Genomic DNA, 12,451 nt, shown 5'->3' with positions numbered 1-12,451 from the left:
TCTCTGCCCTTCACCTCCGCCTCTTATAGGTCGCTCTCATGGCCCTGTTTTTTTCACGCCCTCCTGCCTCATCCAACGAAACACCTGCCCACGCTCTTGACCGGATGTTTGTTCTCATCCGTACAGCTTTTATCTTGGCGCTGGTCATGCTCGCTATTTGGCTGGTTGGGGATGTCTTGGCCGTGCTCTTTGCCGCAACCCTTATGGCTGTTGTCTTACATGGTTTGGCACGCATGTTACGGCGGCATTTGCGGTTTATCCCCTACACCATTGCCGTCGCTTTGGTGGCCGTTGCCCTGCTCAGCTTGATTACGGGGCTCATTTGGAGCAATGGCCCAGCGATTGGGGAGCAATTTTTAAGCCTAAAATCCGCATTGGTGGCTCAATCTGGCGATATTCACGACCGCCTTTCACACACTTCATTTGGGCGCATTATTCTAGACCATCTCCCCTCAACGATCGGAGGGAACGATAAAAGCAGCAGCCTAGGCAGTTTTGGCTCTGGGCTTGCAGGCTCGGTAACAGGTCTGTTGGGAAGTGCCTTCGGGTTGTTAGGCACCATCTTCGTTGTTCTGATAGCTGCTTTTTACTTCGCGGCCTCACCCTCTATCTATATTAATGGCTTTCTACGCCTTGTTCCCCCTCCTCAACGCGCAACAGCCCGTAAACTTCTTTTCGCAGCAGGTAATACTCTTTGGGCATGGACGGCAGGACAAGCGCTCGACATGCTCGTTGTCGGGCTCCTCTCTGGAGTGGGGCTTTATCTTATCGGGGTGCCGCTCGCTCTTGCACTTGGTGTGGTTGCTGGGCTTTGTAATTTTATTCCCTATATCGGGGCCATTTTAGGGGCTGTCCCCGCACTGCTCATTAGCCTTTCCCTTGGCACGCGCGAGGCCCTCTTTGTCGCCATCCTGTATAGTGTCATCCAGTTTTGTGAAGGAAATATCTTAGCACCCCTCATCCAGCGCCGCGCCGTCCACATGCCGCCTGCGCTTGCGATCCTCTCTCAGACGGTGTTCGGCTCCATTTTAGGCGCTCCAGGGCTTGTGCTCGCCTCTCCGATCACAGCCGCTCTGTTGGTTGTCTTTGACCGCGCCCTACCACCGCTTGAAAATGCAGAGCAAACGCAGCTTGCTGTTGATGAAATTAACAATGAAGAGCTCGCCGCTCAGCAGAAAGAACAAGCTGAGCAAGAACAGAAAAATGTAGGCGATGCTCGAGCCAGCTCTCGCTCTGACACAAAACAATAACGTCTTGCCTCCTCCCTTGCCATTTCGCGGAAAGGGAGGAAAAGAGATATTACGGTGTTGGATGACTTTGCGAAGCAGGAAGAAGGGCCGCCACTTCTCCTGCAATGCACGAACGCATTCGGTAAGCTCCTTGAGGGGCGGTCTGAATCCCAACAACATCGTCACCGTGACGGAAATGCCAAAGAGAAACGATCACCGGCAAACCCTGAGCAGTACGTAACGTCACCACACGCTGTGCAGGCCCTGGCGTTTTTTCGCCGGACACACCCCACCCGGTCTTATGGGTTTGTACCCAATGATTAAACTGCTGAACCTCATCAGCTGTCAGCTCACGAGATTGAGGGGCGCTTTCATAGCCGGATAATGCAGGCGGCAACGGCCAAGGGCGTAAAATAGGCCACGCTGTGTACCACACCACGCTCACAGGTATGATAACGATAAGCGCAAAGCCCAAAAGAAGTTTGTTATTCCGCGTCATAATGTATGGGTGGCCCATTCCTTTAAAGTTGTGATGACATAATTCAGTTGCTCATCAGATAAATCCGGATGAATGGGAAGCGCGAGAACCTTTTCCCCCAGCTTTTCCGAGATTGGCAAAGCCGCACCATCATGATGCTTTGCATATGCAGGTTGCTGATGAAGTGGCTTAGGATAATACACGGCTGTCGGCACACCATGCTCTTTTAAAAAGTCTTGAGCGGAATCACGCACTTTTTTAGAAGGTAGTGTCACACAATAAATCGCCCAGGCACTGTCGCTCTCCGCAACGCGTCGCGGTGCAATCACCCCTTTGGGAAGACCTTCATCGTAGATGTGTGCAATATCAGCCCGGCGCGCAAGCTCTCGGTCAAATACCTCCATTTTAGCCAGCAAGATAGCAGCCTGTAGCGTATCTAACCGCGCATTTAACCCAATACGCTGCACATCATAACGCTGCACACCCTCACCATGACTTCTTAAAGACCGATAAAGCGCAGCCCGTTCATCATCATCAGTAAGGATGGCGCCACCATCACCGTAGCATCCCAAGGGCTTAGACGGGAAGAAAGAGAGCGTCGTGGCTAAGGCTTCCCGCCCCAACTTGCGTCCGTGATAAGACGCCCCAAAAGACTGGGCACAATCAGCGATAAGCGTCAGCCCATGCTGTTGAGCAAACTGATTTAACGCATCCCACGGCGCCGGCTGGCCAAACAGATCGACACCAATAATAGCCTGCGGCTGATACTGGCCTGCACGCTGAACATCATGAAAGCGCTCTTTCAAGGATAAAAGAGACATTTGAAACGTCTCTTCATCGCAATCCACGAAAACCGGCTGGGCCCCTAAAAGCAAGACGACTTCTGCCGTTGCGGTGTAGGTGAAAGACGGAAGAAAAACGGCCATCCCCGGCCCAATCCCTTCGGCCATCAACACCGCAAGCAAAGCATCTGTCCCCGACGAGACCGCAACCGCATGACGCGCGCCACTATACCGAGCCAATGCGCCTTCAAGCTCAGTAACTTCAGGGCCCATCACGAAACGACAATGATGGAACACCGCATCCAGACGCTGGCGAAGTCCCTCTCCTAACCGAGCCTGCTGTGCAGAAAGATCCAGAAAGGCAATATTTTTGGACATAGAACACTCCCACCGAAGCGCCTCTCTTACAATGGCGCTTCTTCCGCTCCCAATCGTCGTTTTGACACAAAATCAGGCACGGCCTCTTCTAAGAGAGCAAGAGCCTGCCTTATATTCCCATCATGACATGCTTGTTCTAGCCGATCCAGCAAGACCATAAAGGCCTCATCTTCTGGCACTTCAGGCGTAACGATCCACAAGCCTTCTGTGTCTGTTTTAAGGGGAGATTCACCCTTGTAAAATAACGTTTCTGTCAATTTTTCGCCTTCACGTACGCCTGTAATACGAATAGCTATGTCGCGTTCAGGGCGTAATCCCGCCAGACGAATCATCTGACGCGCTAAATCCATAATCCGGACGGGCTCTCCCATATCGAGCACAAAAATACTACCGGATCGCAAGCGCTGTTCCAACTCACTCTCATCACCCTCTGATCCATTCTGGGTTGTGCCACGCTGAGCGGCTTGCAGGACAAGCCCAACCGCTTCTGGGATCGTCATAAAATAGCGCGTCATGTCAGGATGAGTGACTGTCAGCGGCCCACCTCGTGCTAATTGCCGCTGAAAAAGAGGCACAACGGAGCCTGTCGACCCCAGCACATTACCAAACCGCACACTAACACAGCGCAAACCACCCCTACCCGCACGCGCCTGCCGGTCTAGTCGCTGCACATACATTTCAGCACAACGCTTGCTCGCCCCCATCACACTTGAAGGGTACACCGCTTTGTCTGTTGAAATAAACACGAGCGCTTCTGCGCCATAATCACGCGCACATTCTGCCAGATAACGCGTACCAATACTGTTGGTCAGTATCCCTTCACAAGGGCTTTCCTCCACAAGAGGCACATGTTTTAAAGCAGCCGCATGGAAAATGAGTTGAGGGCAAAATTCGTCAAAAATACGCTCTAACGATGATCGCTTTTGAATATCAGCAAGAATCTGATGTTGACGCAAATCGGGGTAACGCTCTGACAGATCAAGACTGATGCTCCAAAGAGCATATTCATTATTATCAAGCAAAAGAATGGACGCTGGCGATAACTCTGCAATTTGTCGGACTAATTCACCACCAATACTTCCTCCCGCCCCTGTAACGAGCACATTTTTCCCCTCAATGAGGGAAGCCATTTCCGCCTGACTATGTTGCGTCAGAGTGCGTGGAAAACGATTGAGTAAGTCATCCACGCTGATAGGCTGGAGCAATGTTTTAGCTGTCGGCTGTACGGTTTCCAACGCCGGCATACGCACCACGCGAATATCATCATCAATCGCCGTCAGCAGTGCCATAAGCGCAGCCCCTTCTAATGCTGGGTCTGCGATAATAAGATGGGTTGGCCGCCTCCCTTGGCGCGATAAAGACGCCAAAATAGACGCGATGTCGGCACTCTCACCTAAGATCGAATAGCCATGGATGCGTTGTCCTTTAAAGGCCCGCTGCGAACTCACAAGCCCCGTGATTGTATAATGTTGAGATGATCCACTCCTTAAAAGCCGGATCAGCAAATCAAGCCGCTCTTCCGACCCCAGCAGCAACACATCTTCGGATATTTTATCACGCTGCTGATGGCGGCGTGTTGCACGCAACCGTACAATGACCCTCACTCCTCCCAAAGCGACAATCAACAATAAAGCATGAATAGCCGGGAACGTCGCCGTCGGTAGGCCAAAACCAGTTACCCACAACAAAAGTGCAAAAGAAGCAGCACTCAGTAGAGCCGCTATAGTGATCGTGCGCAAATCTAACACACTGCTATAGCGCCAATATTGCTGTGGCATACGCACGATAACGCCACAAATACAAAGCGTAATACCACCACCAACAATAAACCATAGCGGATGAAAAATACCACTTGATGGATCGGCCAGCCAACGAGCGAGCGGCGTTGCGATGGCTGAAACAAGACCATCAAGAAGCAGGTTTTTCGCCGCAAAAGACCACGGACGGCTCCAACCATGCGTCATAACAGCACGCCCCATCTATCCGTCATGGATGAGTTCTCTCCCATTGCGCGCATTGTCTTCCTCTAGCCGATGACGGTGTGATCACGTATTGCTTCTCATTCAAGGGTTCTTCTAGCAGATGTTGGACAAGATCACGTGTTTTCTCTTCTTCACCTTATCCAGAATTTGAGCCTCGCACCACTTGCCGCTCTCTTACTCTGCTTCATCACGCTACGCCCGCTCATCCAACTTGGAATTATGGATGTCCCCGTCCAACGCAGCGCGCATCATACCCCAACGCCTAAAGGAGGAGGACTGGCGATTATCGTTGCCTTCCTAGGAAGTATGGCGTTGCAAGCCTCTCTAGCACAGGCTCCCCTCACGCGCGCTCAGCTCTGCCTCATAGGGGGCGTTCTGCTGTTATGTGCGGTCTCGTGGATCGACGATATGCGCCCCTTCCCGGCCCGTTATAAACTCGCCACGCAAGGTGCTGCAACAAGCCTCCTTCTTATTGGCATCATACCATCCCCCAATGCGATCATTCCGATGATTATCATGGGGCTTGTCTGCACCAATGCACTTAATTTTATGGATGGCCTAAATGGCCTTGCCGCTGGCATTATGTTCCTCAGCGCCGTCATAATGGCAGGCTTTGGAATTTCCCCTGCCATACTTCTTTTACTCGCAAGCAGCCTTCTTGCCTTCTTGCCCTTTAACTTTCCCAAAGCGCGTATCTTCATGGGGGATGCAGGAAGCCAGCCCTGCGCCCTCATTCTCAGCTGGGGATGGATGTCCACTCTTCCACATCACGAGCACTTGAGTGCCCTTCCCTCGCTTTTCTGGCTTTTCCCCTGCCTGATGGCCGGTATTTTCTGGGACGTCACCTTTACGTTAGGCCGTCGGCTCTGTGCTGGAGAGCCTCTTGCTACCGCTCATCGCGGTCATCTTTACCAGCTCGCTGCCCGCACAGGCATCCCCACCTCCGCAGTCACCCTATGCCATTGGGGATTTACCCTCTGGGGTGGCGCAGCCTTTGCTTTATGTCACAGTCTCAGCTGTATCATAGCCGTCATTGCTCCACAGCTTCTCTGGACTGTCACAATTGTGCAAAGAGCACGCACGCACCTCAGGGAAAGATGGTAACCGCTTTAGAGCGTCAGCCGGCCCGACGGGAACGGAAAGCGGCCACATGAGAGCGTGGCTTCTTGGTTGAAGGAGCTGTTTGCTCCCCATGCCCTGCATCACTCATAACATGACGCAGCTCGCGCAAATAAGCAGAGCCCTTTAATGTGCGCTGCACCAGAACAGAGCGGCGATCTAACGGGTCAACCTTACGACGCGCCAGGTCAAGCTCACTCAGACGATCCAGAGCCCGCGTGATAGCTGGCTTGGAGACATTCAAGATCTGCGCCAATCCGCGCACCGTATGTGCCCCATCTTCAAGGTAACAGGTCAGGAAAACGGCAAGCTGACGCGCAGACAAGTCCGGCCCTTCACCCCGTACTGTTGCGACGATTGTGTCACGCAGCAGGGTCAGCATCTGGTCTTGTGTGTTGTGGTTCATCTCTCAATCCTTCCCATCTCAAAGGGTCTCCTCAGCGTCCCCGCACATACCTTACTGAGGAGAAAACCCAATTATATAACTCTATGATGCTTCATCTGGAGCTTTTGGAACGGATGCGCAAGTATTTCCAAATTTGCATAAGAGCGTTGAATGCGTACAGCTCCCGTCTGATATACCCTTAGATTATAACTATACCGATATAATCTTCACAAAAAAGCCTTAAAGAGCGCCCTTAACGCCAATGTTTCTCCCCCAATCGGACGACCGGGTAGCGCCACATCATTCCATCCAAATGTATCAATATGCGCCCATTTCTGCCCTTCTGGAACAAATCGCTGCAAATAAAGCGCTGCCGTAATGGCGCCAGCCATTGGACGCGAGGACACATTGCTGCAATCAGCGACATTACTGTCGAGCCATGCATTATAATCAGACCAGAGCGGCAACTGCCACAGAGGATCATGTACCTTTTTCCCTGCGTTAAGCACAGATTCGGCGAGGTCATCATCATTGCTAAACAACACAGGAAGGTCAGGCCCCAGAGCAACACGGGCTGCTCCTGTCAGGGTTGCCGCATCAAGCAGAATATCAGGCTGTGTTTCAGAAGCTTCTGTGAGCAAATCACACAAAACCAAACGCCCTTCTGCGTCTGTATTGCCAACTTCAACATGCAATCCTTTGCGCGTTGGCAAAACATCTCCGGGACGCATAGCATGGCCAGAGACGCTGTTTTCCACGCAGCCAAGCCGCACCTCAATGTCCAGATCCGCACCCGCATCAATTAACGCGCAGGCTAAAGACAGCATCAGAGCCGCTCCACCCATATCCTTCTTCATCTTCAACATGGGCCCGCTTGGCTTAAGGTCATAGCCGCCCGTGTCAAAGCAGACGCCTTTTCCCACCAAGGACAAACGCTGTGCGCCTTCACGTGCTTTCCAGCGCGCCACCACAACAGCAGGCGCCCGGTCAGAACCAGCCCCAACAGCTGCAAGACAAGGATAGGCCTGCTCCAGCGCTTCACCTGTTACGATATCAACCGCCGCACCACGGCTTTCCAACGCATAACGTGCACGCTGTGCTAACTCTTGCGGCCCTAAAAGATTCGCTGGCGTATTAATGAGATCACGCCCTAACCAACAGGCCTCAGCCAAATGACGCACCTCAGCTAAAACAGACTCAGGGACGCAAAGCCGTGCAGAATGTATCTTCTCTTTTTTACCAAGGCGGTAACTATAGCTGCCTAAACAAAAGCCCAGCGCCGCATCATAAAGAACCGTTTCATGCGGCGTCCGATTCTCTAAACGCCACACACCTTCCGACAAAAGCGATGCCAAAGCCCCATAGGGTAAAGGCCCGTGTTTTTTAGGAACGCAAAAAATCGCTCCTGCAACACCATCATCATCTGGAAGAAGGGTAAAGTCGCCTTCTTTACCTTTGAACCCTTGATGGCGGAAAAACTCCCCATACGTGCCGCATAGAGCCGCCAAAGTCTCTTCGTCCTGTGCGCTAACAAGATAAAGTGGCCGTCTCTGCGCCTCGTCGCTAAGCGGTACCAAAGGTAATGAACGCTGTTCTGTCATAAGAAACCTTTAAAACTCTAAAAAACAACCTTGCTTTTGTCGCACACTCACCCAACCATTCCAGCCATGATGGGACATTCACACCAGACCTTACCAAACAGCTCGGCCATGCCAGCTCCGATTCATGCCGTACTCGGCCCCACTAATACGGGGAAGACCCATTATGCCCTCACACGCATGATGGCGCATAGTAGCGGCATGATTGGTTTCCCTCTCCGGCTATTAGCGCGAGAGAATTACGAACGTCTCGTCAGCATAAAAGGTAAGGATTCCGTTGCGTTACTCACAGGGGAAGAAAAAATTATTCCCCCAAAAGCACGATGGTTTTCCTGCACGGTTGAAGCCATGCCGCTTGATCGAGTAGTCGATTTTGTCGGAATTGATGAAATCCAACTCGCTGCAGACCCCGACCGTGGCCATGTTTTCACAGATCGCCTACTTCATGCGCGTGGTCGAGGAGAAACGCTCTTTCTCGGGGCTGAAACCATTCGCGGCCTACTTAAAAAGCTCATCCCCGGCATCACGATTGAAACGCGCGAACGTCTCTCTCAGCTCTCTAATCTTGGCCCCATTAATTTAACCCGCCTTCCAGCGCGCTCAGCCATCGTGGCCTTCTCTGTCACCGATGTGTACGCCATTGCTGAAGCGATTCGCCAAAAACGCGGGGGCTGCGCCGTCATCATGGGCCGCCTCAGTCCACGAACACGCAACGCTCAAGTAGAGCTCTATCAAAATCGCGACGTGGACTACCTCGTTGCGACAGACGCCATCGGCATGGGCCTTAATATGGACGTCGACCATGTTGCCCTTGCCTCCCTGCGCAAGTTCGACGGTCTGAACGCTCGCCCTCTTACCCCTCAAGAGGTTGCGCAGATTACCGGGCGCGCGGGTCGTGGCATGAAAGACGGTACCTTCGGCACCACGGGCACCTGCGCTCCTATGTCTGCTGAGCTGATCGAAGCCGTAGAGGAACACCGCTTCGACCCTATTCGGCAAATTTACTGGCGACAAACACAACTCAACTATAGTAGCCCAGAAGCCTTGCTTGAGAGCTTGATGAGCAAGCCGCCTCAGCCGGGACTCGTTAACGGTCGTACCGCCTCTGATCTCGACGTCCTCACCACACTTATCCAAACGCCTGAAATCCGCAATGAAGCCCGTGGAAAACGCGCCACTACCCTTTTATGGGAGGCCTGCCAAATTCCCGACTTTCGCAAGCTTGGCGACGGAAGCCATGCGCGCCTTTGCGGTCGTCTCTTTCTTGACCTCCTCCATCACGGGCGCATTCCTCCCACATGGTTTGAAGGACAACTGCGTGGTCTAGACCGTATGGAGGGTGACATTGACACGCTCATGCACCGTCTCTCCGGTGTACGCGTTTGCGCCTATGTCGCCGCACGCGCTGGCTGGATGCGTAATAATAGCCTTTGGCAAGAACGAAGCCGCGAGGTTGAAGATAGGCTCTCAGACACGCTTCATGAGCGTCTGACAAGCCGTTTTGTCAATAAACGTGCCACGGCTCTCCTACGCCGCCCCACCCCTGGTGAACAACACGATCTTCTTTATGCCGTAACGCCGCAGGATAAAATTGTCGTGGAAGGCCATGAAATTGGTCAGATCTCCGGCTTTTCTCTACACATAACCGTCCCAACAGACCAAGCTGAAAATGCTCTCTTGCTCAAAGCAGGGAAACGAGCCCTACGTTATGCCTTGCCGGCTCGCATCCGAGCTTTTCTACGCGAAGATAACTCCGCTTTTTCCATCACTCCAGAAGGCATCATCACATGGCAAAACGCACCGATCGCTCGTCTCACACGGGGGAAAGACTTTTTCCATCCTAATAGTCGCCTCCTCCCTGGCGAATTCCAAGATGTCACCCAAATGGCGCTTGTTGGAGATCATGTGCAACATATTGTGCAGGCTCATATAAACCGTCGCTTAAAACGTCTCTTCACCCTCTCAGAGCAGTCTGAGGATGATCCTTTCATTCGTGGGCTTATCCATCGTCTCCTTGAGGACGGAGGAATGACCGCAACCCTTCCCGATGACGTTAAAAATGGTATGCGCGTACGAAAACGCCTCAATAAAATGGGTATTACCATCGGATCACGCTTTATTTTCTGCGCGTTCCTTCTCAAGCCAGCTCTTATGCCATTGATGACCCTGCTTTATAATTTGTGGCACGGAACAAACCTCGCGATTCCTCCAGCAGGACGTAAAACACTCCCAGCACCATCAGCGAAGGCCCTCCCAGGATGGGTGCGTGTAGAACCGCTCATGATCCGTGCTGATACGCTTGAGCACGTATTGAGGCTACTGACCCAGGGCCGCCACACTGCGCGCGCACGCCCTGCCCCGCACAACCTGCCTTCCCTTTTAGGAACCAACAAGGAACATCTCCCTGCTCTTCTGCGGAGCTTGAAGATCGCTCATCGTGCGCCTCAAACTCTTTCGTCCACGCATTATGGCCCAGCTGCCCCTCTTATGCTGCTTGGCAAACCAAAGCGTCGTACTTCCACATCGCATCCCAAGCACCGCCTCTCTGCCAAGAAAGCACGACGGCAGACACAAAAGGCGTTCGAACGCCTCCAGCACTCGCCCTTTGCCGCTCTTTCTCAGTGGAAACCTGCACGTTAAAAACAAGGAATTATGACTGAACAGGATCATCAACGGCTTGATATGTGGCTTTATTATACCCGCTTAGCGAAAACACGTGCTCTTTGCGGGCAGTTCATTCGCAAGGGGCGTGTGCGCATTAACGGCCAACGCACCACCAAAGCGCATGCAAAAATTCATCTTGATGATGTGTTAACTTTTGTCTCCCCCCATCACCCCAATGATGTCTGCGTCTGGCAGGTGAAAAAGCTTGGATCACGCCGTGGCCCCGCGTCTGAAGCAACACAGCTTTATGAAACAATTCCATCATAATGTGACAATAGACTTGCCACACCCCCCTTATCTTCGGCATATCAGTGCTGAAATCTTTTATAGGGCCCCTTTACCACGGCCTGAATAAGCAAACCGGAGACAGCAATAATGACCTATGTGGTCACAGAAAACTGCGTTCGCTGCAAGTTTATGGATTGTGTAGAGGTCTGCCCTGTCGACTGCTTCTACGCTGGTGAAAACTTCTTAGTCATTCACCCGGACGAATGCATCGATTGCGGCGTGTGCGAACCAGAATGCCCAGCCGAGGCGATCTTCCCTGATAGTGATGAACGCTCCGCCCCTTGGATGGAGATTAACGCCAAATACGCCAATATATGGCCGAATATGAGCCAGAAGGGTACCCCTCCAGCCGATCGCGAAGAATGGAACGGCAAGACAGGCAAGATGGAGCTGCTCTCTGAAGCACCGCATAAAGACTGATTCGTCGTCTTTCCACAAAAAAGCCTCCCGATGCATTATCGCTCGGGGGGCTTTTTTGTAAGTTCTGGCCAGCAATGACTGCTCATTACTCCCTAGAAAGATACACAAAAAGGGGTCGGCAGCATCCGCTACCGACCCCTTTCTTACTCCCTCAGGAATGAACGACGCTTTTTAGCGTGCCATCATGTGTGATTGGGTATTCCAGAGCACAAAGAGAGAGCCAACCACAACAATCATTACCATTGCTACGGTGACAGCAAACGTCATGAGAACCCAGCGCTGTTTAGAACTCGTGTTCATATGCAGGAAAAACACAAGATGAACAACGATCTGAACCACAGCAAGAATGCTGAGAACAACCAACGCCGTCCAGTAAGAGAACGCCTTGCTCAAGACAGTCGCGAAAGACGCCACTGTCAGGATGACGGCTAGAACAAAGCCGATGACGTAGGAAGCGACAGAGCCGTGGCTCTCCCCTTCCTGTGTAGTCGTATGGGTCTGGCTCATTACAGCACACTCCCCAGATAGACAAAGGTAAAGACGCAGATCCAGACGACATCCAAGAAGTGCCAGAACAGGCTCAAGCACGTCAATTTGGAGATCATACGGCTACCAAGCCCCTGCTTGCCCAAAATCTGAATGAAGGCGACCACCATCCAGATAAGACCACAGGTAACATGGAGACCATGCGTCCCAACCAATGTGAAGAATGACGACAAAAATGCCGATCTGTCAGGACCTGCGCCATGAGCGATCAGATCCGTGAATTCGTTCACTTCCAAAAAGACGAAGGAGCACCCCAGCAGGAATGTAATGAACAGCCAACCAAGAGTAGCTGCCTTCTTCTGAGCTTGAGCACCCAGCATGGCAAAGCCATAGGTAATGGAAGAGAACAGCAAGATAGCTGTCTCGATCTCAACATTTTTAAGATCGAAAAGCTCCTTACCGGTAGGGCCACCAGCAAACTGATGAGACATGACTGCAAAAACGGTAAACAACGTCCCGAAGATGATGCAGTCCGTCATCAGGTAAACCCAGAAGCCGAACACGACAGGGCTTTCCTGGTGCTCATGCTCCTCGTGATGAGCTGGGGACGCGTGAGTGGTGTCATGAGACATAATAATCATC

General features: G+C 52.2%; 12 protein-coding genes. 5 read left to right on the top strand and 7 right to left on the bottom strand.

Annotated elements, in window-relative coordinates; genetic code table 11:
* Window positions 1-38 precede the first annotated feature (38 nt).
* Window positions 39-1,250: an AI-2E family transporter gene (locus tag GS535_RS06605; RefSeq protein ID WP_160791323.1), complete on the top strand. Its 1,212-nt coding sequence runs from the start codon at window positions 39-41 to the stop codon at window positions 1,248-1,250.
* A 49-nt stretch (window positions 1,251-1,299) separates the two neighbouring features.
* Here the strand turns inward: GS535_RS06605 and GS535_RS06600 are convergent, their stop codons facing one another.
* From GS535_RS06600 to GS535_RS06590, 3 genes are read right to left on the bottom strand one after another with little or no spacing between them, the layout of a single operon-like run.
* A complete protein-coding gene (locus GS535_RS06600; protein ID WP_160791322.1) occupies window positions 1,300-1,728 on the bottom strand; it encodes a hypothetical protein in 429 nt (142 codons plus the stop codon).
* Window positions 1,725-2,867, bottom strand: a complete 1,143-nt coding sequence (locus GS535_RS06595; protein ID WP_160791321.1) for a DegT/DnrJ/EryC1/StrS aminotransferase family protein — start codon at window positions 2,865-2,867, stop codon at window positions 1,725-1,727. The genes GS535_RS06600 and GS535_RS06595 overlap by 4 nt, the downstream gene beginning before the upstream one ends.
* A 26-nt stretch (window positions 2,868-2,893) precedes the next feature.
* Window positions 2,894-4,846: a nucleoside-diphosphate sugar epimerase/dehydratase gene (locus GS535_RS06590; RefSeq protein ID WP_160791320.1), complete on the bottom strand. Its 1,953-nt coding sequence runs from the start codon at window positions 4,844-4,846 to the stop codon at window positions 2,894-2,896.
* A 120-nt stretch (window positions 4,847-4,966) separates the two neighbouring features.
* On the opposite strand from GS535_RS06590, the gene GS535_RS06585 reads away from it, so the two are divergent.
* Complete coding sequence (locus GS535_RS06585; protein ID WP_370518132.1) at window positions 4,967-5,953, top strand: UDP-phosphate alpha N-acetylglucosaminyltransferase; 987 nt, start codon at window positions 4,967-4,969, stop codon at window positions 5,951-5,953.
* A 13-nt stretch (window positions 5,954-5,966) separates the two neighbouring features.
* On the opposite strand, the gene GS535_RS06580 is transcribed toward GS535_RS06585, so the two are convergent.
* On the bottom strand, window positions 5,967-6,374 hold the full coding sequence (locus tag GS535_RS06580) for a MarR family transcriptional regulator (protein ID WP_160791319.1): 408 nt from the start codon (window positions 6,372-6,374) through the stop codon (window positions 5,967-5,969).
* A gap of 206 nt (window positions 6,375-6,580) precedes the next feature.
* Complete coding sequence (locus GS535_RS06575; RefSeq protein ID WP_160791318.1) at window positions 6,581-7,954, bottom strand: M17 family metallopeptidase; 1,374 nt, start codon at window positions 7,952-7,954, stop codon at window positions 6,581-6,583.
* A gap of 108 nt (window positions 7,955-8,062) precedes the next feature.
* Here GS535_RS06575 and GS535_RS06570 point away from each other — a divergent pair, with 108 nt between their 5' ends.
* From GS535_RS06570 to fdxA, 3 genes are all read left to right on the top strand, one after another.
* Window positions 8,063-10,591, top strand: coding sequence for a helicase-related protein (locus GS535_RS06570; RefSeq protein WP_160791317.1), 2,529 nt, complete (start codon window positions 8,063-8,065; stop codon window positions 10,589-10,591).
* Between the two features lie 12 nt (window positions 10,592-10,603).
* On the top strand, window positions 10,604-10,882 hold the full coding sequence (locus tag GS535_RS06565; RefSeq protein ID WP_160791316.1) for an RNA-binding S4 domain-containing protein: 279 nt from the start codon (window positions 10,604-10,606) through the stop codon (window positions 10,880-10,882).
* Window positions 10,883-10,990: 108 nt separating this feature from the next.
* Window positions 10,991-11,323, top strand: a complete 333-nt coding sequence (gene fdxA, locus GS535_RS06560) for a ferredoxin FdxA (RefSeq protein ID WP_160791315.1) — start codon at window positions 10,991-10,993, stop codon at window positions 11,321-11,323.
* Window positions 11,324-11,494: 171 nt separating this feature from the next.
* Here fdxA and cyoD read toward each other — a convergent pair whose 3' ends face one another.
* Both cyoD and cyoC read right to left on the bottom strand, forming a co-directional pair.
* A complete protein-coding gene (cyoD, locus tag GS535_RS06555; RefSeq protein WP_160791314.1) occupies window positions 11,495-11,830 on the bottom strand; it encodes a cytochrome o ubiquinol oxidase subunit IV in 336 nt (111 codons plus the stop codon).
* Window positions 11,830-12,441 (bottom strand): cytochrome o ubiquinol oxidase subunit III, encoded by a 612-nt coding sequence (cyoC, locus tag GS535_RS06550; RefSeq protein WP_202401522.1) that lies wholly within the window; start codon window positions 12,439-12,441, stop codon window positions 11,830-11,832. Before cyoC ends, cyoD begins: the two co-directional genes overlap by 1 nt.
* Window positions 12,442-12,451: the final 10 nt, after the last annotated feature.

This window comes from Saccharibacter sp. EH611 (assembly GCF_009834765.1).
GTDB lineage: Bacteria > Pseudomonadota > Alphaproteobacteria > Acetobacterales > Acetobacteraceae > Saccharibacter.
Note: the sequence above shows the minus strand (reverse complement) of the source record. Positions and strands in the feature narration are given on the sequence as shown.